The 25,868-nt window shown below is 55.6% G+C and carries 24 protein-coding genes and 2 tRNA genes; 19 read left to right on the forward strand and 7 right to left on the reverse strand.

The annotated features are described in order from the left end of the window. The first annotated feature begins 10 nt into the window (after positions 1-10). Positions 11-87 (forward strand) — tRNA-Asp (locus tag BJ885_RS22675). A gap of 53 nt (positions 88-140) precedes the next feature. Then, positions 141-216: transfer RNA gene (locus BJ885_RS22680), tRNA-Trp, on the forward strand. Between the two features lie 99 nt (positions 217-315). On the opposite strand, the gene hdfR is transcribed toward BJ885_RS22680, so the two are convergent. Next, entirely contained in the window at positions 316-1,137 is an 822-nt protein-coding gene (gene hdfR / locus BJ885_RS22685) for an HTH-type transcriptional regulator HdfR (RefSeq protein ID WP_121930906.1), read from the reverse strand. 118 nt (positions 1,138-1,255) lie between these two features. Here hdfR and BJ885_RS22690 point away from each other — a divergent pair, with 118 nt between their 5' ends. Further along, positions 1,256-1,594, forward strand: coding sequence for a DUF413 domain-containing protein (locus BJ885_RS22690; RefSeq protein ID WP_023309658.1), 339 nt, complete (start codon positions 1,256-1,258; stop codon positions 1,592-1,594). A gap of 29 nt (positions 1,595-1,623) precedes the next feature. On the opposite strand, the gene BJ885_RS22695 is transcribed toward BJ885_RS22690, so the two are convergent. Further along, positions 1,624-3,144 (reverse strand): YifB family Mg chelatase-like AAA ATPase, encoded by a 1,521-nt coding sequence (locus tag BJ885_RS22695; RefSeq protein WP_121930905.1) that lies wholly within the window; start codon positions 3,142-3,144, stop codon positions 1,624-1,626. A gap of 341 nt (positions 3,145-3,485) precedes the next feature. Here BJ885_RS22695 and ilvL point away from each other — a divergent pair, with 341 nt between their 5' ends. The 7 genes from ilvL to ilvA all read left to right on the forward strand — a co-directional run bounded on the left by ilvL (position 3,486) and on the right by ilvA (position 10,036). Next, complete coding sequence (ilvL, locus tag BJ885_RS22700; protein WP_001311244.1) at positions 3,486-3,584, forward strand: ilv operon leader peptide; 99 nt, start codon at positions 3,486-3,488, stop codon at positions 3,582-3,584. Positions 3,585-3,670: 86 nt separating this feature from the next. Further along, positions 3,671-3,721, forward strand: a complete 51-nt coding sequence (ilvX, locus tag BJ885_RS23375; protein WP_166792073.1) for a peptide IlvX — start codon at positions 3,671-3,673, stop codon at positions 3,719-3,721. A 2-nt stretch (positions 3,722-3,723) separates the two neighbouring features. Further along, positions 3,724-5,370 (forward strand): acetolactate synthase 2 catalytic subunit, encoded by a 1,647-nt coding sequence (gene ilvG, locus BJ885_RS22705; RefSeq protein ID WP_029739571.1) that lies wholly within the window; start codon positions 3,724-3,726, stop codon positions 5,368-5,370. Beyond that, positions 5,367-5,630 carry an acetolactate synthase 2 small subunit gene (ilvM, locus tag BJ885_RS22710; RefSeq protein ID WP_006179206.1) on the forward strand — a complete coding sequence of 88 codons (264 nt, stop codon included), beginning with the start codon at positions 5,367-5,369 and terminating at the stop codon, positions 5,628-5,630. The genes ilvG and ilvM overlap by 4 nt, the downstream gene beginning before the upstream one ends. Before the next feature lie 18 nt (positions 5,631-5,648). Further along, positions 5,649-6,578 carry a branched-chain-amino-acid transaminase gene (ilvE, locus tag BJ885_RS22715; RefSeq protein ID WP_023326297.1) on the forward strand — a complete coding sequence of 310 codons (930 nt, stop codon included), beginning with the start codon at positions 5,649-5,651 and terminating at the stop codon, positions 6,576-6,578. Positions 6,579-6,638: 60 nt separating this feature from the next. Continuing rightward, entirely contained in the window at positions 6,639-8,489 is a 1,851-nt protein-coding gene (gene ilvD, locus BJ885_RS22720) for a dihydroxy-acid dehydratase (protein WP_121930904.1), read from the forward strand. Positions 8,490-8,491: 2 nt separating this feature from the next. After that, positions 8,492-10,036 (forward strand): threonine ammonia-lyase, biosynthetic, encoded by a 1,545-nt coding sequence (ilvA, locus tag BJ885_RS22725; protein WP_024907958.1) that lies wholly within the window; start codon positions 8,492-8,494, stop codon positions 10,034-10,036. A gap of 45 nt (positions 10,037-10,081) precedes the next feature. Here the strand turns inward: ilvA and ilvY are convergent, their stop codons facing one another. Next, entirely contained in the window at positions 10,082-10,972 is an 891-nt protein-coding gene (ilvY, locus tag BJ885_RS22730; protein WP_023333829.1) for an HTH-type transcriptional activator IlvY, read from the reverse strand. Between the two features lie 152 nt (positions 10,973-11,124). Here ilvY and ilvC point away from each other — a divergent pair, with 152 nt between their 5' ends. Then, positions 11,125-12,600, forward strand: coding sequence for a ketol-acid reductoisomerase (gene ilvC, locus BJ885_RS22735; protein ID WP_023333828.1), 1,476 nt, complete (start codon positions 11,125-11,127; stop codon positions 12,598-12,600). 93 nt (positions 12,601-12,693) lie between these two features. Here the strand turns inward: ilvC and ppiC (BJ885_RS22740) are convergent, their stop codons facing one another. Next, the gene (gene ppiC, locus BJ885_RS22740; protein ID WP_023309650.1) at positions 12,694-12,975 is read right to left on the reverse strand and encodes a peptidylprolyl isomerase PpiC; all 282 of its coding nucleotides are present in this window, start codon (positions 12,973-12,975) and stop codon (positions 12,694-12,696) included. Positions 12,976-13,025: 50 nt separating this feature from the next. Further along, positions 13,026-13,307, reverse strand: coding sequence for a peptidylprolyl isomerase PpiC (ppiC, locus tag BJ885_RS22745; protein ID WP_004886860.1), 282 nt, complete (start codon positions 13,305-13,307; stop codon positions 13,026-13,028). A 112-nt stretch (positions 13,308-13,419) separates the two neighbouring features. Here ppiC (BJ885_RS22745) and rep point away from each other — a divergent pair, with 112 nt between their 5' ends. Next, positions 13,420-15,444 (forward strand): DNA helicase Rep, encoded by a 2,025-nt coding sequence (rep, locus tag BJ885_RS22750; protein ID WP_032646096.1) that lies wholly within the window; start codon positions 13,420-13,422, stop codon positions 15,442-15,444. Positions 15,445-15,503: 59 nt separating this feature from the next. On the opposite strand, the gene gppA is transcribed toward rep, so the two are convergent. Further along, positions 15,504-16,988, reverse strand: a complete 1,485-nt coding sequence (gene gppA, locus BJ885_RS22755) for a guanosine-5'-triphosphate,3'-diphosphate diphosphatase (protein ID WP_121930903.1) — start codon at positions 16,986-16,988, stop codon at positions 15,504-15,506. A 6-nt stretch (positions 16,989-16,994) separates the two neighbouring features. Beyond that, a complete protein-coding gene (rhlB, locus tag BJ885_RS22760) occupies positions 16,995-18,263 on the reverse strand; it encodes an ATP-dependent RNA helicase RhlB (RefSeq protein WP_023309646.1) in 1,269 nt (422 codons plus the stop codon). 144 nt (positions 18,264-18,407) lie between these two features. Between rhlB and trxA the strand changes: the two genes are divergently transcribed. The 7 genes from trxA to rffC all read left to right on the forward strand — a co-directional run bounded on the left by trxA (position 18,408) and on the right by rffC (position 25,867). Next, the gene (gene trxA, locus BJ885_RS22765; RefSeq protein ID WP_006179218.1) at positions 18,408-18,737 is read left to right on the forward strand and encodes a thioredoxin TrxA; all 330 of its coding nucleotides are present in this window, start codon (positions 18,408-18,410) and stop codon (positions 18,735-18,737) included. A 345-nt stretch (positions 18,738-19,082) separates the two neighbouring features. Then, positions 19,083-20,342 carry a transcription termination factor Rho gene (rho, locus tag BJ885_RS22770; protein ID WP_008501566.1) on the forward strand — a complete coding sequence of 420 codons (1,260 nt, stop codon included), beginning with the start codon at positions 19,083-19,085 and terminating at the stop codon, positions 20,340-20,342. A gap of 241 nt (positions 20,343-20,583) precedes the next feature. Further along, complete coding sequence (gene wecA, locus BJ885_RS22775; RefSeq protein WP_029739567.1) at positions 20,584-21,687, forward strand: UDP-N-acetylglucosamine--undecaprenyl-phosphate N-acetylglucosaminephosphotransferase; 1,104 nt, start codon at positions 20,584-20,586, stop codon at positions 21,685-21,687. 13 nt (positions 21,688-21,700) lie between these two features. Next, entirely contained in the window at positions 21,701-22,747 is a 1,047-nt protein-coding gene (wzzE, locus tag BJ885_RS22780) for an ECA polysaccharide chain length modulation protein (protein WP_029739566.1), read from the forward strand. 56 nt (positions 22,748-22,803) lie between these two features. Then, positions 22,804-23,934 carry a non-hydrolyzing UDP-N-acetylglucosamine 2-epimerase gene (gene wecB, locus BJ885_RS22785; protein WP_029739565.1) on the forward strand — a complete coding sequence of 377 codons (1,131 nt, stop codon included), beginning with the start codon at positions 22,804-22,806 and terminating at the stop codon, positions 23,932-23,934. Continuing rightward, entirely contained in the window at positions 23,931-25,193 is a 1,263-nt protein-coding gene (gene wecC / locus BJ885_RS22790) for a UDP-N-acetyl-D-mannosamine dehydrogenase (RefSeq protein WP_121930902.1), read from the forward strand. Before wecB ends, wecC begins: the two co-directional genes overlap by 4 nt. Then, on the forward strand, positions 25,190-25,867 hold the full coding sequence (gene rffC, locus BJ885_RS22795) for a dTDP-4-amino-4,6-dideoxy-D-galactose acyltransferase (RefSeq protein WP_054829706.1): 678 nt from the start codon (positions 25,190-25,192) through the stop codon (positions 25,865-25,867). The genes wecC and rffC overlap by 4 nt, the downstream gene beginning before the upstream one ends. Position 25,868 lies beyond the last annotated feature (1 nt).

A 25,868-nucleotide genomic window follows, 5' to 3' on the forward strand; every position in this document is an offset into this window, starting at 1 on the left:
AGTCTTCGGTGGAGCGGTAGTTCAGTCGGTTAGAATACCTGCCTGTCACGCAGGGGGTCGCGGGTTCGAGTCCCGTCCGTTCCGCCACTTATTAAGACATTAAGCCTGCCTTATTGGCAGGCTTAATGGCAAAAAACTTTAGGGGCGTAGCTCAGTTGGTAGAGCACCGGTCTCCAAAACCGGGTGTCGCGAGTTCGAGTCTCTCCGCCCCTGCCATATAGAATCCTTTGCTTCGGCAAAGGATTTTTTTTTGCCTGAAACACTGCAGAAAATTCTCTTCTTAATTTTCAGCCAGCATCCCTGCTGGCTGATGCATCAATCCATTACATTGATTTTTAACAGATCTTTTATCTGAGATTGCTTATCACTGTTTTGCAGCCAAATTGCATACAGCGGCCTGGTAAGCGTGGTGGAATCCAGCACGGTGTGCAGCCCTGCTTTAGCATCTGCCCAGCGAACAGGTAACCAGGTACAACCTTTCAGCAGAGACAGCTGCTGACAGGCGATCTCTGCCGAGCTGGTCGTTAACTGCGGAACATCATCAGGTGCAATCAGTCCCGTCTCGTGCTGCTGAAAATCCGGTCCCCATTCCAGGCGTAAATAGGTCAGGTCTACCTTCATCATCGAAGGTTCAGACGCATAAAGCGCCAGGCCAAACTGGCCCACAATCTGGCTGCTAAATTCGTCCATCTTGGGGGCTTCGGTTGTGATCAGAAGATCAAGCTGGCGTTCATGAAGTTGCTTAACCAGCGACTGCCGCTGTGCAATCCTGGCTTCAAATTGCAGGTGGCCATGTGAATGATACAGCCGGGTAAGCCACTGACTTAGCATGCATTCCCACAGAGAAGCGCTGGCCCCTATCGAAAATTCATTATGTCTTGAAGTATGTGCGACCTCTTTACGTGCCGCCTGCCAGGTATTCATCAGCGTTTCTGCGTACGGCAGCAGTTTCTCGCCAGCTGGCGTTAAGCGAATATTGTTGCGATGGCGGGTAAAAAGATTCACACCCAATTGATTTTCCAGCTGTCGAATACGAAAACTGACTGCTGACTGCGTCAGGTAAAGGGCTTCAGCTGCTCGCCCAAAGTGGCGTGTTCTGCTCACTTCAAGGAAAGTTTTAAGCAATTCCGTATCCACATCTTTCTCCGCAAAATTATTTGTCGTTATGATTTAAATGTTTTGTTTTACACTCTGTCAAGCGTAACTAATACTCCGCGCCATAAATAGCTCGGCCAAAGAATTAGGAGCGTGTAGGATGGCGGAAAGCTTTACGACGACTAATCGTTTTTTCGACAATAAACATTATCCGCGCGGGTTCTCTCGTCACGGCGATTTCACCATCAAAGAAGCTCAACTGCTTGAGCGCCATGGTTATGCCTTTAACGAGCTGGATCTTGGTAAGCGTGAACCTGCAACCGAAGACGAAAAACAGTTTGTTTCTGTTTGCCGTGGTGAGCGTGAGCCGGAGTCTGAAGCGGAACGTGTATGGATCAAATACATGGCGCGCATTAAGCGTCCAAAACGCTTCCATACGCTTTCTGGCGGCAAGCCGCAGATGGAAGGTGCAGAAGACTACACCGAGTCTGATGACTAAACGAAAAGAAGGGGCTACGGCCCCTTTTTTTATGCCAGCAATTTCTGCAAATGCAGCAGCAAACGATCGATAGCGCGGTAGCTCAGCGCCTCCTGCAAATGCTTTCTCTCAATGTCAGTGCATCCCTCCACGTCAGCAATAGTTCTGGCCACTTTCAACAAACGCTGCCACGCACGTATAGACAGCCCGAACCGCGTCAACGTCTCCTCCAGCCATCCCGCATCCTCAACGTTAAGAGAACAGAACTGTCGGATCCCGGCATTATCCAGCCGCGCATTCAGCCTGTTCTGACGAGCGTACTGCCGCGTCTGGGCTGCAATCACCCGCTCGCGTACATCCGCTGAGCTTTCACCCGTTATGCCCGTTTGCCTGAGTAGACCCGGCGGGGGAAGGGGGATTTCGAGGGATAAATCGAAACGGTCGAGGAACGGGCCGGATAACTTACCCAGATAGCGCAACGTCTGCTCTGGCGTACAGCGGTTATGGTTGCCCTGGTAGTGACCCGTCGGGCTGGGGTTCATCGCCGCGACCAGCTGAAACTGCGCGGGATAGCTTATTTTCGCTCGTGCGCGTGAGATATGTATCTCACCGGATTCAATGGGCTCTCTCAGTGCATCCAGCACGCGGCGCTCAAACTCAGGCAGCTCATCGAGAAATAGAATGCCATTGTGTGCCAGCGAGATCTCACCCGGCCCGGGGATAGACCCACCGCCAACCATTGCCGTCAGTGAAGCGCTATGATGTGGCGAACGAAAAGGACGGCGGCGCCACTGTTTTTGCAACGACGTCGAACTGATAAGGCTATATATGGCGGCACTTTCCAGCGCTTCATGATTATTGAGCGGTGGAAGCAACCCACTTAACCTGCTTGCCAGCATTGTTTTACCCGTACCCGGCGGGCCAATTAACAGAAGATTGTGTCCACCTGCCGCCGTAATCTCCAGCGCCCGTTTCCCTTGCTCCTGTCCCATAATCTCGCTGAGATCCTCTGGAGCATCCGCTATAGCATCATCGCACTCCTCCGGCTCGGACAGTTCATGACGCCCTTCCAGCCAGGCACAAACTTCCTGTAAATGCCCCGCGATGAGACACCCCTTCTCGGCGATAAGACTCACTTCTGATGCGTTTTCATTGGCGACAATGATTTGCCGTCCTGCTCGTATGGCTTCCAGCGCTCCCGATATCGCACCGGGAACGCCTCTTAACGCGCCTGTAAGCGCGAGTTCGCCAACGAACTCATACGAGCCTAGCCGTGTCGTATTAAGCTGCTCAGAAGCCGCGAGAAGGGCAATTGCGATAGGTAAATCGTATCGTCCCCCCTCTTTAGGCAGATCGGCGGGGGCAAGGTTGATGGTGATCTTCTTCGCGGGGAAGGTATAACCGCTATTTATTATTGCGCTGCGAACGCGATCCCTGGCCTCTTTAACCGTCGTTTCAGGTAACCCGACAAGCGTGAGTCCCGGTAGCCCATTACTTAAATGAACCTCGACGGAAATAAGCGGTGCCTTTACCCCGAGAGCCGCACGCGTATAAACAACTGACAGTGACATTTGCACTACCTCCTGGTGTGACTATGCCAGCGTCTCTTTTGTCTGTTTAGCATCATTTTGCGAATTTACGCCGCCCGTTCAGAGATTTTAAGCGCACAATGAAACCATTGCATAACCGTGGAAGCCTCCTCGCAGAATGTAAAAAGACCCGTTTTGACGCTTAAAACCTCAGTAAAAAAATGAAAAATATTCATTTTCTATTTTCCTCATATAAAACAACGATTTTAAGAAATATGATTTGCTGGCTAATCAAATGAGCCATAAATAAATCTTGTGTTTGTTTTGAATTCTGTGATAACTCTTTAGGTATTCCTTCGAACAAGATGCAGAAAGAACTGAAAATGACAGCCCTTCTACGAGTGATTAGCCTGGTCGTGATTAGCGTGGTGGTGATTATTATCCCACCGTGCGGGGCTGCACTTGGACGAGGAAAGGCTTAGAAATCAAGCCTTAACGAACTAAGACCCCCGCACCGAAAGGTCCGGGGGTTTTTTTATGACTAAAAAACGTAAATGAGGAGCAGAGAATGACGACTAGCACAAAATTCTGTTTCTCCCGATTTATGACGGGGAACTGACTATGAATGGGGCACAGTGGGTAGTACATGCGTTGCGCGCGCAGGGAGTCGAAACCGTATTCGGTTATCCGGGTGGCGCAATTATGCCGATTTACGATGCACTGTATGACGGCGGCGTGGAACATCTCTTGTGCCGACACGAGCAGGGCGCAGCGATGGCAGCCATTGGCTATGCCCGCGCGACTGGTAAAACCGGCGTGTGTATGGCGACTTCAGGCCCGGGCGCAACGAACCTGATCACCGGTCTGGCTGACGCGCTGCTGGATTCCGTTCCCGTTGTCGCCATCACCGGGCAGGTGGCGTCTCCGTTCATCGGTACTGATGCTTTCCAGGAAGTCGACGTCCTCGGTTTATCGCTGGCCTGCACCAAACACAGCTTCCTCGTCCAGTCTCTCGAAGAGCTGCCGCGCGTAATGGCAGAAGCATTCGAAGTGGCAAGCTCCGGCCGTCCTGGTCCGGTTCTGGTCGATATCCCGAAAGATATCCAGGTGGCACTCGGCGATCTGGAACCGCACTTCTCCACCGTTGAAAGCGACGGTGCGTTTCCGGAAGCGGAAGTTGAAGAGGCCCGTCAGATGCTGGCGCAGGCGAAGCAGCCGATGCTGTACGTAGGCGGTGGCGTCGGCATGGCGCAGGCCGTTCCAGCCCTGCGCGAATTTATCGCAACAACGCAGATGCCAGCGACCTGCACGCTGAAAGGTCTCGGTGCTGTCGAGGCGGATTACCCATACTATCTGGGCATGCTGGGGATGCACGGCACCAAAGCGGCAAACCTGGCGGTGCAGGAGTGCGATCTGCTCATCGCCGTAGGTGCCCGTTTTGACGACCGCGTTACCGGCAAGTTGAATACCTTTGCGCCGAACGCCAAAGTCATCCATATGGATATCGACCCGGCGGAGATGAACAAGCTGCGTCAGGCGCATGTCGCCTTGCAGGGCGATCTCAACGCGCTGTTACCGGCATTGCAGCAGCCGCTGGATATCAACGCATGGCGTCAGCACACCGCAGACATGCGCGCCGAGCACGCCTGGCGTTACGACCACCCCGGCGAGGCCATCTACGCGCCGCTGCTGTTGAAGCAGCTGTCTGACCGTAAACCTGCTGAGAGCGTCGTCACAACCGATGTAGGCCAGCACCAGATGTGGTCCGCGCAGCATATGACCTACACCCGCCCGGAAAACTTCATCACCTCCAGCGGCTTGGGTACCATGGGCTTCGGTCTGCCAGCAGCCGTTGGTGCGCAGGTTGCTCGCCCTAACGATACCGTTATCTGTATCTCCGGTGACGGCTCCTTCATGATGAACGTCCAGGAGCTCGGCACCGTTAAGCGCAAGCAGTTGCCGCTGAAAATCGTCTTGCTCGACAACCAGCGTTTAGGGATGGTTCGCCAGTGGCAGCAGCTGTTCTTCCAGGAGCGTTACAGCGAAACGACTCTCACCGATAACCCCGATTTCCTCACCCTGGCCAGCGCCTTTGGCATCCCTGGCCAGCACATCACCCGTAAAGATCAGGTTGAAGCGGCGCTCGACACCATGCTGAACAGCGATGGGCCTTACCTGCTTCATGTCTCAATCGACGAACTCGAGAACGTCTGGCCGTTGGTACCGCCTGGTGCCAGTAACTCACAAATGATGGAGAAATTATCATGATGCAGCATCAGGTCGCCGTACAGGCTCGCTTCAACCCGGAAACCTTAGAACGCGTTTTGCGTGTGGTGCGTCATCGTGGTTTTCAGATTTGCTCTATGAATATGGAAACGGCCACAGACGCCCAAAACATCAGTATCGAATTAACCGTTGCCAGCCCGCGGTCGGTCGACTTACTGTTTAGTCAGTTATCAAAGCTGGTAGACGTTGCCCATGTTGCCATCTGCCAGAGCACAACCACATCACAACAAATCCGCGCTTGAGCGTGACAGGACGAAAAAATGACGACAAAAAAAGCTGATTACATTTGGTTCAACGGTGAGATGGTTCGCTGGGAGGACGCGAAGGTCCACGTGATGTCCCACGCGCTGCACTACGGTACCTCCGTATTTGAAGGCATCCGTTGCTACGATTCTCACAAAGGGCCAGTGGTGTTCCGCCATCGCGAACACATGCAGCGTCTGCATGACTCAGCCAAAATTTATCGTTTCCCGGTTTCACAAAGCGTTGACGAGCTGATGGAAGCCTGTCGCGACGTGATCCGTAAAAACAACCTGACCAGCGCCTATATTCGTCCGCTGGTGTTCGTGGGCGACGTCGGCATGGGCGTGAACCCGCCAGCCGGTTATAACACCGATGTGATCATTGCCGCGTTCCCATGGGGTGCCTACCTGGGTGCAGAAGCCCTGGAGCAGGGGATCGACGCAATGGTCTCTTCCTGGAATCGCGTGGCGCCAAACACTATTCCGACCGCCGCGAAAGCAGGCGGTAACTACCTTTCTTCCCTGCTAGTCGGTAGCGAAGCGCGCCGCCACGGCTATCAGGAAGGTATCGCCCTGGACGTGAATGGCTACATCTCTGAAGGCGCGGGTGAAAACCTGTTTGAGGTTAAAGACGGTATCCTGTTCACGCCGCCGTTTACCTCGTCCGCGCTGCCGGGCATCACCCGTGACGCCATCATCAAGCTGGCGAAAGATCTGGGTATCGAAGTGCGCGAGCAGGTGCTGTCCCGTGAATCCCTCTATCTGGCCGATGAAGTGTTCATGTCCGGTACCGCGGCTGAAATCACGCCGGTGCGCAGCGTAGACGGTATCCAGGTGGGTGAAGGCCGCTGCGGTCCGGTCACCAAACGTATTCAGCAAGCGTTCTTCGGCCTCTTCACCGGCGAGACAGAAGATAAATACGGCTGGTTGGATCAGGTTAATCACTAAGCATAAATTTGGGACGGCACGCACCGTCCCATTAAATAGTCAGACGGGAGTCAATAAAGCATGCCTAAGTATCGTTCAGCCACCACCACCCACGGCCGTAATATGGCGGGAGCCCGCGCGCTGTGGCGCGCCACCGGAATGACCGACGCCGATTTCGGCAAGCCGATTATCGCCGTGGTGAACTCCTTCACCCAGTTTGTACCGGGCCACGTGCACCTGCGCGATCTCGGTAAGCTGGTTGCCGAGCAAATCGAAGCCTCCGGCGGCGTGGCAAAAGAGTTCAACACCATTGCGGTGGATGACGGTATCGCGATGGGGCACGGGGGCATGCTTTATTCACTGCCGTCGCGCGAGCTGATCGCCGACTCCGTAGAGTATATGGTTAACGCCCACTGCGCCGATGCGATGGTCTGCATCTCCAACTGCGACAAAATCACCCCGGGGATGCTGATGGCCTCCCTGCGCCTGAACATTCCGGTGATCTTCGTCTCCGGTGGTCCAATGGAAGCGGGGAAAACCAAGCTCTCCGACAAAATCATCAAGCTCGACCTGGTCGATGCGATGATCCAGGGCGCGGACCCGAAAGTCTCTGACGAGCAGAGCGACCAGGTGGAACGCTCCGCGTGTCCGACCTGCGGCTCCTGTTCCGGGATGTTCACCGCTAACTCCATGAACTGCCTGACCGAAGCGCTGGGTCTTTCTCAGCCGGGTAACGGCTCGCTGCTGGCGACCCACGCCGACCGTAAGCAGCTGTTCCTCAATGCCGGTAAGCGCATCGTTGAGCTGACCAAACGCTACTACGAGCAGGACGACGCCAGCGCGCTGCCGCGCAATATCGCCAGCAAAGCGGCGTTCGAAAACGCCATGACGCTGGATATCGCCATGGGCGGCTCTACCAACACCGTTCTGCACCTGCTGGCCGCCGCGCAGGAAGCCGAAATCGACTTCACCATGAGCGACATCGACAAGCTCTCCCGCAAGGTGCCGCAGCTGTGCAAAGTCGCGCCGAGCACCCAGAAGTACCATATGGAAGACGTGCACCGTGCCGGCGGCGTGCTGGGCATTCTGGGCGAGCTGGATCGCGCCGGGCTGCTGAACCGTGACGTGAAAAACGTGCTCGGCCTGACGCTGCCGGAGTCGCTGGACCAGTACGACGTCATGCTGACCAAAGATGACGCGGTGAAAAAGATGTTCCGCGCCGGTCCTGCCGGTATCCGTACCACCCAGGCGTTCTCGCAGGACTGTCGCTGGGATACCCTGGACGATGACCGCGCCGAAGGCTGCATCCGCTCGCTGGAACATGCCTACAGCAAAGACGGCGGTCTGGCCGTGCTGTACGGTAACTTCGCGGAAAACGGCTGCATCGTGAAAACCGCAGGCGTGGACGACAGCATCCTGAAATTCACCGGTCCGGCGAAGGTATACGAAAGCCAGGATGAAGCGGTAGAGGCAATTCTCGGCGGCAAAGTGGTGGAAGGCGACGTGGTTGTCATTCGCTACGAAGGGCCGAAAGGCGGTCCCGGCATGCAGGAGATGCTCTACCCAACCACCTTCCTGAAATCCATGGGACTCGGTAAGGCGTGTGCGCTGATCACCGACGGGCGTTTCTCCGGCGGCACCTCCGGCCTCTCTATCGGCCACGTTTCCCCGGAAGCGGCAAGCGGCGGCAACATCGCCATCATCGAAGACGGCGATCTGATCGAAATCGACATTCCGAATCGCGGTATTCAGCTGAAGCTGAGTGACCAGGAAATTGCGGCCCGTCGTGAAGCGCAGGAAGCCCGCTGCGATAAAGCCTGGACGCCGAAAGACCGCCAGCGTGAAGTCTCCTTTGCCCTGCGCGCCTACGCGAGCCTTGCCACCAGTGCAGATAAAGGCGCGGTGCGCGATAAATCTAAACTTGGGGGCTAATGATGGCCGAGTCACAACCCTTATCCGCCGCCCCCGAGGGGGCGGAATACCTGAGAGCGGTGCTACGCGCGCCGGTCTATGAAGCCGTGCAGGTTACGCCCCTGCAGAAAATGGAAAAGCTCTCTTCGCGCCTCGACAACGTCATTCTGGTCAAGCGCGAAGACCGTCAGCCGGTGCACAGCTTTAAGCTGCGCGGCGCCTACGCGATGATGGCCGGGCTGACCGATGAGCAGAAAGCACGCGGCGTGATTACCGCGTCTGCGGGCAACCACGCCCAGGGCGTTGCGTTCTCGTCTGCTCGTCTGGGGCTGAAGGCGCTGATCGTGATGCCGGTCGCTACCGCAGATATCAAAGTCGACGCGGTGCGCGGTTTCGGCGGCGAAGTTCTGCTCCACGGCGCCAACTTTGACGAAGCCAAAGCCAAAGCGATTGAGCTTGCGCAGCAGCAGGGTTTCACCTGGGTGCCGCCGTTTGATCACCCGATGGTGATTGCCGGGCAGGGCACGCTGGCGCTGGAACTGCTGCAGCAGGATGCCCATCTCGATCGCGTGTTTGTGCCGGTCGGCGGCGGTGGCTTAGCCGCAGGCGTGGCTGTGCTGATCAAACAGCTGATGCCGCAGATCAAAGTCATCGCCGTTGAAGCGGAAGACTCTGCCTGCCTCAAAGCGGCGCTGGATGCGGGTCATCCGGTAGATCTGCCGCGCGTCGGGCTGTTTGCCGAAGGCGTGGCGGTGAAGCGCATTGGGGATGAGACCTTCCGCCTGTGCCAGGAATATCTCGACGATATCGTCACGGTCGATAGCGACGCCATCTGCGCGGCGATGAAGGATCTGTTCGAGGACGTGCGTGCGGTGGCGGAACCTTCCGGCGCGCTGGCGCTGGCGGGGATGAAAAAATACATCGCGCAGCACAACATTCGCGGCGAGCGGCTGGCGCACGTGCTTTCCGGCGCCAACGTGAACTTCCACGGTCTGCGCTACGTTTCCGAGCGCTGCGAGCTGGGTGAACAGCGGGAAGCGCTGCTGGCGGTGACGATTCCGGAAGAGAAAGGCAGCTTCCTGAAGTTCTGCCAGCTGCTGGGCGGCCGTTCGGTGACGGAATTTAACTACCGTTTTGCCGATGCCAAAGACGCCTGCATTTTTGTCGGCGTGCGTCTGAGCCGCGGCGTCGAGGAGCGCAAAGAGATCCTCAACCTGCTGCATGAGGGCGGCTACAGCGTGGTCGATCTCTCTGATGACGAGATGGCGAAGCTGCACGTGCGCTACATGGTCGGCGGGCGTCCATCGAAGCCGCTCAGGGAACGTCTGTTCAGCTTCGAGTTTCCGGAATCGCCGGGCGCGCTGCTCAAGTTCCTTCACACGCTTGGCACGCACTGGAATATCTCACTGTTCCACTACCGTAGCCACGGCACCGACTACGGCCGCGTGCTGGCGGCGTTCGAACTGGGCGAGCACGAGCCGGATTTCGAAACGCGGCTGAACGAGCTGGGCTATGAGTGCCACGACGAAACCCATAACCCGGCCTTCCGCTTCTTCCTCGCGGGCTAAGGGCTGAGCTGCGTGTAGGCCGGGTAAGCGCAGCGCCACCCGGCTTTAGTGGTTCGGCAATATCGTCCAGAACGCATCAATAAGCGGCTCATGCAGCCGCTTTTTTTGTGCGCACACGCCAAGCTCAAACGGCGTCTTCTCGTCGCTGCGCTCCAGAATCATCACGCGATTACGAACGGGCTCCGGGCTGTTTTCCAGCACCACTTCCGGCAGCAGCGCCACGCCGCAGCCGAGCGCCACCATCGACACCATCGCCTCGTGGCCGCTGACCGTGGCGTAAATCGACGGGTTGCTGATTTTCTGACGGCGGAACCACAGCTCGATGCGGCGGCGCACCGGCCCCTGATCGGCCATGATAAACGGTACCGTCGACCAGTCCGGTTTTTCCACCGACACCTGATTACGCACCGGGCAGGGCAGCGCCGGCGCGATCAGCACCACCGCCAGATTCTCCAGCATTGAGAATGCCACCGCACCCGGCAGAGTTTCGGGTTTCCCGGCAATAGCGAGATCCGCTTCGCCCGTCACCACTTTTTCCATTGCGTCGGAGGCGTCGCCGGTGGTGAGCTTAATTTCAACCGACGGATGCGCCGCGCGGAAGCGGTCAAGGATGGGCGGCAGATGGCTATAGGCGGCGGTGACGGAGCAGAAAATATGCAGTTCGCCGGAAAGTGACGGCCCCTGTTGGTCAATCGAGTGCCGCAGCTGCTGGTACTGCAACAGCGTCTGCTGGGCAAAAATGCGCAGCTCTTCACCCGCTTCCGTGAGGGTGACGGTGCGGTTGTCGCGCACGAACAGCGGCTGGCCGAGGTCTTCCTCAAGCCGCTGGATCTGGCGTGAAAGCGTGGAGGGGCTAACGTGCATCGCCCGGGCGCTGCGGCCAAAATGGCGGCTTTCCGCCAGGTGCAGGAACATTTTCAGATCGCGTAAATCCATCGATTCCACTCCCTCTTTTTATATTGCAAAAATTGCAACATGACGTTGTGAATATATCAATTTCCGCAATAAATTTCCTGTTGTAATGTGGGTACATTCTCGCTGAAACGCGAACCGAACAATAAGACACACAACATCACGAGGTATCACCCATGGCTAACTACTTTAATACACTGAACTTGCGCCAGCAGCTGGCGCAGCTGGGCAAATGCCGCTTCATGGCGCGCGACGAATTTGCCGATGGCGCGAGCTACCTTCAGGGTAAAAAAGTGGTCATCGTCGGCTGTGGCGCACAGGGTCTGAACCAGGGCCTGAACATGCGTGACTCCGGTCTGGATATCTCCTACGCCCTGCGTAAAGAAGCGATCGCCGAGAAGCGTGCTTCCTGGCGCAAAGCGACCGAAAACGGCTTCAAAGTGGGCACCTACGAAGAGCTGATCCCGCAGGCGGATCTGGTGGTTAACCTGACCCCGGACAAGCAGCACTCTGACGTAGTGCGTTCCGTACAGCCGCTGATGAAAGACGGCGCCGCGCTGGGTTACTCCCACGGCTTCAACATCGTTGAAGTGGGCGAGCAGATCCGTAAAGACATCACCGTGGTGATGGTGGCGCCGAAGTGCCCGGGTACGGAAGTACGCGAAGAGTACAAGCGTGGCTTCGGCGTGCCGACCCTGATCGCGGTTCACCCGGAAAACGATCCGAAAGGCGAAGGCATGGCGATTGCCAAAGCATGGGCAGCGGCGACCGGCGGTCACCGTGCGGGCGTGCTGGAATCTTCCTTCGTTGCCGAAGTGAAATCTGACCTGATGGGTGAGCAGACCATTCTGTGCGGCATGCTGCAGGCCGGTTCTCTGCTGTGCTTCGATAAGCTGGTGGAAGAAGGCACCGACCCGGCCTACGCGGAAAAATTGATTCAGTTCGGCTGGGAAACCATCACCGAAGCGCTGAAGCAGGGCGGTATTACGCTGATGATGGACCGTCTGTCCAACCCGGCAAAACTGCGTGCTTACGCGCTGTCTGAACAGCTGAAAACCATCATGGCACCGCTGTTCCAGAAACACATGGACGACATCATCTCCGGCGAATTCTCTTCCGGCATGATGGCGGACTGGGCGAACGACGATAAAAACCTGCTGACCTGGCGTGAAGAGACCGGTAAAACCGCGTTCGAAACCGCGCCACAGTATGAAGGTAAAATCGGCGAGCAGGAGTACTTCGATAAAGGCGTACTGATGATCGCGATGGTGAAAGCAGGCGTTGAGCTGGCGTTCGAAACCATGGTGGATTCCGGCATCATCGAAGAGTCCGCGTACTACGAATCTCTGCACGAGCTGCCGCTGATCGCGAACACCATCGCCCGTAAGCGTCTGTACGAAATGAACGTGGTGATCTCTGATACCGCAGAATACGGTAACTACCTGTTCTCTTACGCCTGCGTACCGCTGCTGAAAGAGTTTATGACCACTCTGCAGACGGGCGATCTGGGCAAAGCGATTGCGGAAGGTGCCGTGGATAACGCGCAGCTGCGCGATGTGAACGAAGCGATTCGCAGCCACCAGATAGAGAAAGTGGGTCACAAACTGCGTGGCTACATGACCGATATGAAGCGTATCGCGGTAGCGGGCTAACACCAGGTGCGGGCTGATGCCCTCACCCCGACCCTCTCCCACGGGGAGAGGGTGCAAACATTAAAAGCCTTCTCTTAGAGAAGGCCTTGCTGTTTATTTCCGATACAGTACTTTAATAATGTGATACCCGAACTGGGTATGCAGCGGGCCGGTTGGCTCCAGCACCGGGCAGGAGAACACCACTTTATCGAACGCCGGAACCATCTGGCCCTGGCGGAACTCACCCAGATCGCCGCCGCGTTTGCCTGACGGGCAGATGGAGTGCTTCTTAGCCAGCTTGCCGAAGTCGGCACCGTTTTTAATCTGCTCCAGAAGATCTAAAGCCAGTTTCTCTTCTTTAACGAGAATGTGCACTGCTGCTGCTGTTTTTGCCATGATCGTGCCTTGAATAGGTTGAAATAAATCGGGGCGCAATATACCACGCGTCAGCGGCGATAAAGCACCTTAATGATATGGTAGCCAAATTTGGTTTTTACCGGGCCGTAGGGCTTCAGAAGCGGGCAGCTAAAGACCGCCTGATCGAACGGGCCGACCATCGCACCTTGTTGAAACTCGCCGAGATCCCCGCCATTGCGCCCGGAAGGGCATTTAGAGTAACGCTTCGCCAGATGATCAAAGCTGATGCCGCGCTCCAGCTTGGCCAGGATCTCCTGGGCCAGTTTCTCTTCTTTTACCAGAATATGCAGGGCTGCTGCGGTCTTTTTCATGGTTCTGCTCTACGGGTTAAACGCGATTTCTCCACTTTATCATTAGCCGGTAAATCTGCGCCCGGCTTTCTGCTACAATCCACACCCCGTTCGAAGATTGAGCAACACTCCCATGCGTTTAAACCCTGGACAACAACAAGCGGTCGAATTCGTTACTGGACCATGCCTGGTGCTGGCAGGGGCCGGTTCGGGTAAAACCCGCGTGATCACCAACAAAATCGCCCATCTGATCCACAACTGCGGGTATCAGGCGCGACACATTGCGGCGGTCACCTTTACCAATAAAGCGGCGCGCGAGATGAAAGAGCGTGTCGGTCAGACGCTGGGCCGTAAAGAGGCGCGCGGCCTGATGATCTCCACCTTCCACACGCTGGGGCTGGATATCATCAAACGCGAGTATGCGGCGCTGGGAATGAAGTCCAACTTCTCGCTCTTCGATGATACCGATCAGGTGGCGCTGCTCAAAGAGCTCACCGAGGGGCTGATCGAAGATGACAAAGTGCTGCTGCAGCAGCTGATCTCGACGATCTCGAACTGGAAAAACGATCTGATGACGCCAGCCCAGGCCGCGGCGATCGCCAAAGGTGAACGGGATCGGATCTTCGCCCACTGCTACGGTCTGTACGATGCGCATATGAAAGCGTGCAACGTGCTGGACTTTGACGACCTGATCCTGCTGCCCACGCTGCTGCTGCAGCGCAATGAAGAAGTGCGCGAGCGCTGGCAGAACAAAATCCGCTACCTGCTGGTGGATGAATATCAGGACACCAACACCAGCCAGTACGAGCTGGTGAAGCTGCTGGTGGGGCAGCGCGCGCGTTTCACCGTGGTAGGCGACGATGACCAGTCGATTTACTCCTGGCGCGGCGCGCGCCCGCAAAACCTGGTGCTGCTGAGCAAAGATTTCCCCGCCCTGCAGGTGATTAAGCTGGAGCAAAACTACCGATCCTCCGGGCGTATCCTGAAGGCGGCAAACATCCTGATTGCCAATAACCCGCACGTATTTGAGAAGCGTCTCTTCTCAGAACTGGGCTACGGCACGGAGCTGAAAGTGCTCAGCGCCAACAATGAGGATCATGAAGCAGAGCGCGTGACGGGCGAGCTCATCGCTCACCACTTCGTCAACAAAACCGAATATAAGGATTACGCGATCCTCTATCGCGGCAATCACCAGTCGCGCGTTTTTGAAAAGATGCTGATGCAGAACCGCATTCCGTACAAAATCTCGGGCGGCACGTCGTTCTTCTCACGACCAGAAATCAAAGATCTGCTGGCCTACCTGCGCGTGCTCACGAACCCGGATGACGACAGCGCGTTTCTGCGCATCGTGAATACGCCTAAACGCGAAATTGGCCCGGCGACGCTGCAAAAGCTCGGCGAGTGGGCGATGACCCGCAATAAAAGTATGTTTACCGCCAGCTTCGACATGGGGCTAAGCCAGACGTTAACCGGACGCGGGTATGACTCGTTAACCCGCTTCACCCACTGGCTCGGCGAAGTGCAGCGTCTCGCGGAGCGCGAGCCGGTGGCGGCAGTGCGCGATCTCATTCACGGCATCGACTATGAGTCCTGGCTGTATGAAACCTCAGCCAGCCCGAAGGCGGCAGAGATGCGCATGAAAAACGTTAACCAGCTCTTCAGCTGGATGACCGAAATGCTCGAGGGCTCTGAAATCGACGAGCCAATGACCCTGACGCAGGTGGTCACTCGCTTTACCCTGCGCGACATGATGGAGCGCGGCGAGAGCGAAGAAGAGGCCGATCAGGTTCAGCTGATGACGCTGCATGCGTCCAAAGGGCTGGAGTTCCCGTATGTGTATCTGGTCGGCATGGAAGAGGGATTGTTGCCGCACCAGAGCAGCATTGATGAAGATAACGTCGACGAGGAGCGCCGTCTGGCCTACGTGGGGATCACCCGCGCGCAGAAAGAGCTAACGTTCACGCTGTGTAAAGAGCGCCGCCAGTATGGTGAACTGGTACGCCCGGAGCCGAGTCGTTTCCTGCTGGAACTGCCGCAGGATGACGTGATCTGGGAACAGGAGCGCAAAGTGATTACCGCGGAAGAGCGGATGCACAAGGGTCAGGCTAACGTGGCGAACATCCGCGCCATGCTGGCAAAAGCCAAAGAGAAAGGATAAGGCCGTAGGGAGCTGTAGGCCGGGTAAGGCGAAGCCGCCACCCGGCAATGTTCAGTGTATTACTTTACCTCAAGCACCCAGTGCACATAGCTCTGCCACTGGCATTCCTGCTCGATCATTTCTGCCCCTAACGGGTGACGATCAATCCAGTTCTCCGGCAGCGTCAGCGAAAGCTTCTCGTCATCGGCCACCAGATTAATGGCGGGCAGCAAATCATCGCGGCGGCGGCTGGCAAAGAGGATAGCCAGACGCAGCAGGCGGCACATATGCTCGGCCACGCGCGGCGGGACGGCGTTTTGCTGATGCAAAGAGGAGAGATCGACGGCATTGGTCTGGTTCAGCAGCAGCGTTGCCAGCAATTTTTTCTGCGCGGGTGTATAGCCCGGTAAATCCAGGTTGCGTACCAGATACGCTGCGTGAGCCGGTGCCTGCTTAAAATCAATGCTCAGCCCCACTTCATGTAGTGCGCAGGCGCTCAGCAGTAAATCCCGGCTCAGATGATCAAGATCCCAGACGTTAGCGACCCGATCGGCGAAGCGTGACGCCAGCTGCGATACGCGTCCTGCCTGATCGATATCAACCAGAAAACGACGCTGAACGTTGCGCAGGGTACGGCTGCGGATGTCCTGATCGACCGACAGATGTAACATCCCGTAGACCAGACCTTCGCGCAGCGCGCCGCCGGCCAGGGTCATACACTGGATGTTCAGCTCGGTGAAAATGGCGATAAGAATAGCCAGCCCGCTCGGGAAGACCAGCGCGCGTTCCAGCGTCAGGCCTTCAATTTCCAGCTCTTCCAGGCGCCCGCACTGAATAGCGCGCTGTTTCAGCTGCTGAAGCTTGGCAAGCGTAATCCGCTCGTCCATTCCCTGCGCCATCATGATTTCCTGCAGAGCCTGCACGGTACCCGAGGCACCCACGCAGACTTTCCAGCCGTGATAGCGCAGCTCGTCCATCACCGGGCGTAACACCTCGCGCGCGGCGTTTTCTGCCTCGTCGAAGTTCTCTTTCGCCAGGTTCCGATCGGTAAAGTAGCGCTCAAGCCAGGTCACGCAGCCCATCGACAGGCTGAACAGCGACGTTGCCTGCGCGCCGGTGCCGGTCACAAGCTCGGTACTGGCACCGCCGATATCCACCACCAGACGGCGATCGTCACCGCCTGTGGTGTGCGCAACGCCCTGATAAATCAGGCGAGCTTCTTCTTCACCGCTGATAACCTGTACCGGACAACCCAGAATCTCCTGCGCTCTGGCAATGAAATCCACGGCGTTAACCGCCAGACGGAGTGTCGCAGTGGCGACCACGGTGATTTGGGCGTGCGGGATATCCTGCAGACGTTCGGCAAAGAGCCGCAAACACTGCCAGCCACGTTCCATAGCCTCAGGTGAGAGGTGATTATCGCTGCTCAGGCCCGCCGCGAGGCGGACCTTGCGCTTGATGCGCGTCAGCGTTTGTATGCTTCCCGCCACCTCGCGCACAACCAGCATATGAAAACTATTCGAACCGAGATCAATTGCCGCATAAAGCGAGGTGGAGCTGAGCATATTTTCTTAACCTGAACGACGACGATTACGCGGCGCGCCACCTGAACGACGCGGACCATTGCCGGAGCGTGGGCGGGTTAGACGCTTAGGCGGCGGCAGTTCACTTAACAGCGCTTCCGGATTGTATTTGCTCTGCGGAATAGAGTGACCGATATACGTCTCAATGGCCGGGAGATTCAGCGCATACTCTTCACACGCAAGGCTAATCGAGTGACCGCTTGCGCCCGCACGACCGGTACGACCGATACGGTGTACGTAGTCTTCGCAGTCGTCTGGCAGATCGTAGTTAAAGACGTGCGTCACGGCCGGAATGTGCAGACCACGAGCCGCTACGTCGGTTGCGACCAGAATATCGAGATCGCCACGGGTAAACTCTTCGAGAATACGCAGGCGTTTCTTCTGCGCCACGTCGCCGGTCAACAGGCCAACACGGTGACCGTCTGCAGCCAGATGGCCCCAGATGTCTTCACAACGGTGTTTGGTGTTCGCAAAGATAATGGCGCGATCTGGCCACTCTTCTTCAATCAGAGTTTGCAGCAGACGCATTTTCTCTTCATTGGAAGGATAGAAGAGCTCTTCTTTAATGCGGTGACCCGTTTTCTGCTCCGGTTCCACTTCTACATATTCGGCGTTGTTCATCTGTTCGAACGCCAGCTCGCGTACGCGATAAGAAAGGGTAGCGGAGAACAACATGTTCAGACGCTGATTGGCCGGCGGCATGCGGCGGAACAGCCAGCGAATGTCTTTAATGAAGCCCAGATCGTACATGCGGTCAGCTTCATCGAGCACCACAACCTGGATTGCGCCGAGGTTAATGTGGTTCTGTTTGGCGTAATCGATAAGACGGCCGGTGGTACCGATCAGGATATCCACACCGCTTTCCAGCACTTTCAGCTGTTTATCGTAGCCGTCGCCGCCATAGGCCAGGCCAAGCTTCAGTCCGGTAGACTGCGCCAGGGGTTCAGCGTCTGCGTGGATCTGTACCGCAAGTTCTCGCGTCGGGGCCATAATTAGCGCGCGCGGCTGGTTAACTTTGCGGTCTGCAATCGCTGGGTGAGAAAGTAAATAATGAAACGTTGACGTTAAAAACGCCATCGTTTTGCCGGTACCGGTTTGCGCCTGCCCGGCAACATCGCGACCGGCCAGCGTCAGCGGCAGCGCGAGGGCCTGAATGGGCGTGCAGTTATGAAACCCTTTATTTTCAAGGGCTTCAATCACCTTCGGGTGCAGCGCGAAGTCGGAAAACTTCTGTTCTGTTAAATGTGTTTTGCTCATAGTGTGGTAGAATATCAGCTTACTATTGCTTTACGAAAGCGTATCCGGTGAAATAAAGTCAACCTTTAGTTGGTTAATGCGACATCAACACGTCGTTGGTGGAGACAAAACCAACGTACCAGGCTTATTCCTGTGGAGTTATATATGAGCGATAAAATTATTCACCTGACTGACGACAGTTTTGACACGGACGTACTTAAGGCTGACGGGCTGATCCTCGTCGATTTCTGGGCTGAATGGTGTGGTCCTTGCAAAATGATCGCCCCGATTCTGGATGAGATCGCCGACGAATATCAGGGCAAACTGACCGTTGCCAAGCTGAACATCGACCAGAACCCGGGCACCGCACCAAAATACGGTATCCGTGGCATCCCAACCCTTCTGCTGTTCAAAAACGGCGAAGTGGCAGCGACCAAAGTGGGCGCGCTGTCCAAAGGTCAACTGAAAGAGTTCCTGGACGCTAACCTGGCGTAAGGTTTCTCCGCTGTGCGTTCAGAGCTCCCGGCTAAATGATGTGGAACTCTGGACGCCCGGCTGAAGTCGTGCTAAGTTAGCTATGACTTCGTTTTAAACATATCTTGTTGTTTGAATCTTGTTTTACCCGATACTTCCCGTTGTTAACATGAACAGTGCGTGAAGTGGCTAAATTCCGGGCTTGTCACTCAATCCGTCTTGTCGTTTCAGTTCTGCGTTCTTTCCCTGTGACCAGACAGCGAACAGACATGAGTTGATGGCCGCTAAACAGGCATGGATGACCCTGCCATACCATTCACAACATTAAGTTCGAGAATCACCCCGAGTTTAAGAACCCACACCATTATGAATCTTACCGAATTAAAGAATACGCCGGTTTCTGAGCTGATCACTCTCGGCGAAAATATGGGGCTGGAAAACCAGGCTCGTATGCGCAAGCAGGACATCATTTTCGCCATCCTGAAGCAGCACGCTAAGAGTGGCGAAGATATCTTTGGCGACGGTGTGCTGGAGATATTGCAAGACGGATTTGGTTTCCTCCGCTCTGCAGACAGCTCCTACCTCGCCGGCCCTGACGACATCTACGTATCCCCCAGCCAAATCCGCCGTTTCAACCTCCGCACTGGTGACACCATTTCAGGTAAGATTCGTCCTCCTAAAGAGGGTGAACGCTACTTTGCGCTGTTGAAAGTCAATGAAGTTAACTTCGACAAACCGGAAAACTCGCGTAATAAGATCCTCTTCGAGAACTTAACGCCGCTGCACGCGAACTCTCGCCTGCGCATGGAGCGTGGTAACGGTTCTACTGAAGACTTAACCGCGCGTGTTCTGGATCTGGCATCACCAATTGGTCGCGGCCAGCGTGGTCTGATTGTAGCACCGCCAAAAGCGGGTAAAACCATGCTGCTGCAGAACATCGCGCAGAGCATTGCCTATAATCATCCAGACTGCGTGCTGATGGTGCTGCTGATTGACGAACGTCCGGAAGAAGTGACCGAGATGCAGCGTCTGGTTAAAGGTGAAGTGGTTGCTTCTACCTTCGACGAGCCAGCATCTCGCCACGTTCAGGTTGCGGAAATGGTTATCGAGAAGGCGAAACGCCTGGTTGAGCACAAGAAAGACGTGATCATCCTGCTTGACTCCATCACCCGTCTGGCGCGTGCCTATAACACCGTGGTTCCAGCGTCCGGTAAAGTGCTGACCGGTGGTGTGGATGCTAACGCCCTGCATCGTCCGAAACGCTTCTTCGGTGCCGCACGTAACGTGGAAGAGGGCGGTAGCCTGACCATCATCGCGACGGCGCTGATCGATACCGGTTCAAAAATGGACGAAGTGATTTACGAAGAATTTAAAGGTACAGGTAACATGGAACTGCATCTTTCTCGTAAAATCGCTGAAAAACGCGTCTTCCCGGCTATCGATTACAACCGTTCCGGTACCCGTAAAGAAGAGCTGCTCACCACGCAGGAAGAGCTGCAGAAAATGTGGATCCTGCGCAAAATCATCCATCCAATGGGTGAAATTGACGCGATGGAGTTCCTCATTAATAAACTGGCGATGACCAAAACCAACGACGATTTCTTCGACATGATGAAACGCTCGTAACGCAAATAAAGCCAGCGAACGCCACGTTTTTACGTGGCGTTTTCCTTTTATGGACTATACGCTAGTACTACCAACTCCCAATTTTGACTGGTCAGTGCGACAATAAGATAATTCGCACAGTAAAAACATTAATAGCTTGAATAATAAACAAATGGAATTGTAAGAGGTTTGCTTTATAACTTCAGGCTCAGCGCCTTGATGGTTATACTTCCTTGACTAACATTTGTTGAGAACATCCATTGTGAACCTACTTGATACGTTTACTGAACTAACCAGTATTTTCTTGTTTACCACCTGCTTTTTGTTTCTGGCACGTAAGGTGGCGAAATATCTGGGGTTAGTGGATAAACCCAACTTCCGTAAGCGTCATCAAGGTATGATTCCTTTGGTCGGCGGTATCTCTGTTTTCGCGGGGATCTGCTTCACGTTTGCCATCGCGGATTACTATATTCCACATGCCAGGCTGTACCTGACCTGTGCGACAGTGCTTGTGGTGGTTGGCGCTCTTGACGACCGTTATGATATCAGCGTCAAAATCCGCGCCTTCGTTCAGGCTGCTGTAGCTATCGCTATGATGGTGTTCGCTAAGCTGCACTTGAGTAGCCTGGGCTATATTTTTGGCTCCTGGGAGATGGAACTCGGTCCGTTCGGTTATTTCCTGACACTTTTTGCCGTGTGGGTGGCAATTAACGCGTTCAACATGGTTGACGGTATCGATGGTTTATTGGGAGGCTTGTCCTGCGTCTCATTTGCCGCAATTGGTTTCATTTTATGGTTCGATGGGCAATATAGCCTTGCTATGTGGTGTTTTGCCATGATTGCGGCCATCTTGCCTTATATCCTGTTGAATCTCGGCGCATTGGGCCGGCGCTATAAAGTATTCATGGGTGATGCGGGTAGCACACTTATCGGCTTTACTATCATTTGGATCTTGCTGGAAACCACTCAGGGCGATGTGCACCCCATTAGCCCAGTAACGGCATTATGGATTATCGCTATCCCGTTAATGGACATGGTTGCGATTATGTATCGCCGCCTGCGTAAAGGGATGAGTCCTTTCTCTGCTGACCGTCAGCACATTCATCATTTGATCATGCGAGCCGGATTCACTTCCCGGCAAGCATTTGTGCTTATTACGCTGGCGGCTGCTATTCTAGCGGGGATTGGCGTGACGGCGGAATATACACATTTTGTGCCTGAATGGGCTATGTTGGTATTGTTCTTGCTAGCTTTTTCTCTCTACGGCTACTGCATCAAGCGTGCATGGAAGGTAGCACGCTTCATTAAACGTATTAAGCGCAGGATGCGTCGTAACAGTGGCAAACATACAACATTAACTAAGTAAAACCGGGACTATGATGACTCAACCGTTGGCGGGAGCGAAATCAGTGGTAACAGAGAATGAGCTGGATATTCGGGGTTTGTTTCGCGTGTTATGGGCAGGCAAACTTTGGATTGCGGGGATCGCGCTGGGGTTTGCCCTGTTAGCGCTGGCCTATACGTTCTTTGCAAAGCAAGAGTGGAGCGCCACGGCAATCACAGACAAGCCAACGGTTAACATGCTCGGGGGATACTATTCCCAGCAGCAATTCCTGCGTAACCTGGACATCAAAGCCAGTCTTGCTACGCCAGACCAGGCTTCCGTTATGGATGAAGCCTATAAAGAGTTTGTGATGCAGCTGGCCTCGTGGGATACCCGCCGCGATTTCTGGTCCCAGACGGATTACTACAAGCAGCGCCGGGTGGATAATACAAAAGCCGATGCCGCCCTGCTGGACGATCTGATTAACAATATTCAGTTTATGCCGGGCGACGCGCTGCGTAGCGTGAATGACAGCGTCAAGCTGATTGCAGAAACCGCGCCGGATGCCAACAACCTGTTGCGTCAGTATGTCGCGTTTGCCAGCCAGCGTGCCGCAAGCCATCTTAACGAAGAGCTTAAAGGTGCCTGGGCGGCTCGTACCATCCAGATGAAAGCCCAGGTGAAACGTCAGGAAGAGGTGGCGAATACTATTTTCGGTCGCCGCGTGCATAACATTGAGCAGGCGCTGAAAATTGCGGAACAGCACAATATTTCCCGTACTGAGACGGACGTGCCGGCCGATGAGCTGCCAGATTCAGAAATGTTCCTTCTTGGACGCCCCATGCTGCAGGCGCGTCTGGAAAACCTGAAGGCCGTCGGGCCTGATTTTGACCTCGATTACGATCAAAATCGCGCGATGCTCAATACGCTTAATGTCGGCCCATCCCTGGACCCGCGTTTTCAGACCTATCGTTATTTGCGAACACCTGAAGAACCTGTAAAACGCGACAGTCCGCGCCGCGCATTCCTGATGATCATGTGGGGGATTGTGGGCGCACTGACGGGCGCTGGCGTGGCGTTAGCGCGTCGCCGCAAAAACTAAGAACGCCGTTTACGATGAAGGCTATGGCCTTCATCGCCTAATCGAAGAGAATCGATGTGAAAGTACTTACCGTATTTGGCACCAGGCCGGAGGCCATTAAGATGGCGCCTCTGGTTCATGCGCTGGCCAGCGATCCTGATATTGAAGCGAAAGTCTGCGTCACGGCACAGCACCGTGAAATGCTCGACCAGGTTTTAACGCTCTTTTCCATCGCCCCGGATTACGACCTTAATATTATGAAACCGGGGCAAGGCTTGACCGAAATAACCTGCCGCATACTGCAAGATCTCAAGCCGATCCTGGAGTCATTTAAGCCCGACGTCGTGCTGGTACACGGTGACACCACCACAACCGTGGCGACAAGCCTGGCCGCATTTTACCAGCGAATTCCCGTGGGGCATGTTGAGGCGGGTCTGCGTACCGGCAATCTTTATTCGCCGTGGCCGGAGGAGGCCAACCGCACGTTAACGGGTCATCTGGCGATGTACCACTTTGCGCCAACGGAAAACTCTCGTCAGAACCTGCTGCGTGAAAATATCGCCGATAACAAAATCTTTGTGACCGGCAATACGGTCATTGACGCGTTAATTTGGGTACGTGACCGCGTCCTGGCAAACAGCGATCTTCAGAAAGAGCTCGCTGCACGCTATCCGTTCCTTCACAACGGCAAAAAAACCATTCTGGTCACTGGCCACCGTCGCGAGAGCTTTGGCCGGGGTTTTGAGCAAATCTGTCACGCGCTGGCTGAAATCGCCGCGCAGAATGACGATGTGCAAATTGTCTATCCAGTACACCTTAACCCTAACGTCAGCGAGCCGGTTAACCGGATCCTGGGCCATGTCGAAAATGTCCTTCTGATTGAACCTCAGGACTACATGCCGTTTGTCTGGCTGATGAACCACGCCTGGCTGATCCTCACCGATTCCGGCGGCATTCAGGAAGAAGCGCCATCCCTCGGCAAACCGGTGCTGGTGATGCGTGAAACGACCGAACGTCCGGAAGCCGTCAAAGCCGGTACGGTGCGTCTGGTCGGCACCAACGCGCAGCTCATCGTCGAAGAGGTCACGCGCCTGCTGCATGACGATGAAGCGTATCAGGCGATGAGCCGTGCCCATAATCCGTATGGAGACGGGCAGGCTTGTGGCCGTATCTTGCATGCACTTAAACACAATCGGGTATCGCTATGAGTTTTACTACCATCTCTGTCATTGGTCTTGGCTACATTGGCTTGCCTACTGCGGCCGCGTTTGCCTCTCGTCAGAAACAGGTTGTTGGTGTGGATATCAACGCACGGGCGGTAGAAACCATTAACCGTGGCGAGATTCATATTGTGGAGCCCGATCTTGACCGCGTGGTGAAAGAGGCGGTGGAGGGGGGCTTCCTGCGTGCAAGCACGAGCCCAGTTGAAGCGGATGCCTACCTGATTGCCGTCCCTACCCCGTTTAAAGGTGACCACGAGCCCGACATGGCATTCGTCGAGGCGGCGGCAAAATCCATAGCGCCCGTGCTGAAGAAAGGGGCGCTGGTGATCCTGGAATCGACCTCTCCGGTCGGCGCTACCGAGCAGATGGCACAGTGGCTGGCCGAGGCGCGTCCTGATTTACGTTTCCCGCAGCAGGCGGGTGAGCAGGCGGATATCAACATCGCCTACTGTCCGGAGCGCGTGCTGCCGGGCCAGGTGATGGTCGAACTGATTAAAAACGACCGCGTCATTGGCGGTATGACGCCCGTCTGTTCCGAACGTGCCAGCGCGCTGTACAAGATTTTCCTGGAAGGCGAGTGCGTGGTGACCAACTCCCGCACCGCCGAGATGTGCAAGCTGACGGAGAACAGCTTCCGCGACGTCAATATCGCCTTTGCGAACGAACTGTCGCTGATCTGCGCCGACCAGGGGATTAACGTCTGGGAGTTGATTAGCCTGGCAAATCGCCATCCTCGCGTGAACATTCTCCAGCCAGGCCCGGGCGTGGGTGGACACTGTATCGCCGTCGATCCGTGGTTTATCGTGGCGCAGAATCCGGCGCAGGCGCGTCTGATTCGCACCGCGCGTGAAGTGAATGACAGCAAGCCTCACTGGGTGCTCAATCAGGTTAAAGCGACGGTAGCGGATTGCCTGGCAGAGAGCGGCAAGCGCGCCAGCGAGCTGAAAATTGCCTGCTTTGGTCTGGCATTTAAACCCAATATTGACGATCTGCGTGAAAGCCCGGCGATGGAAATTGCCGAGATGATTGCCGAATGGCACAAGGGTGAAACGCTGGTGGTTGAGCCGAATATCCATGAATTACCGGCAAAACTGGCGGGACACTGCACGCTGACGGCGCTGGAAGGCGCGCTGGCGACGGCGGACGTGCTGGTGCTGCTGGTAGATCATAAAGAGTTTAAAGCGACGTCCGGCGATGCTGTTCGTCAGCAGTATATTGTGGATACCAAAGGTGTCTGGCGTTGAACAGCCTGAATGGGGTGCTTGAGTCCCTGCAGTGGGAGAGTGCCTTTTTCGGCCTGCCGTCGGCCATCGTACGTCTGCGCGATGATGCGCCGGTGCTGGCTGAATCAGATTTTATCGCCTGGCAACGGGTGCAGGCTAAGATCCCGGCGGAGCGCGCCGATCTGCTTGACGCGCTCCAGCAGCACGGCTTTCAGCTGGTTGAAGGTGAGGTAGACCTTTCCATTACCCTTACCCGGCACGATGCGTCCGGCGCGGAAATTGCAAACGAACAGGACATCCCCGTGCTGCGTCAGATGGCGGCCCAGGCATTTGCACAGAGCCGCTTTCGTGCGCCCTGGTATGCACCTGACGATAGCGGACGTTTCTATGCCCAGTGGATAGAGAATGCGGTCAAAGGCACCTTTGACCACGTCTGCCTGGTTTTCCGTGCTGGGGACGGTCAAATCCAGGGGTTCGTCTCGCTGCGTAAGCTCAACGAGCGCGAGGCGCGTATTGGCTTATTAGCCGGGCGCGGCATGGGTGAGAAACTCATGCAGGCGGCGCTGCACTGGGCGCAGCAGCAACAGCTTGTGACGCTGCGGGTCGCGACCCAACTGGGCAACACCGCCGCGCTTAAACGTTATATTGCGAGTGGTGCCAACATCGACGCCACCGCCTACTGGTTATACAGGTGAC

Source organism: Enterobacter sp. WP_7_1, assembly GCF_003688535.1.
Taxonomy (GTDB): domain Bacteria; phylum Pseudomonadota; class Gammaproteobacteria; order Enterobacterales; family Enterobacteriaceae; genus Enterobacter; species Enterobacter asburiae.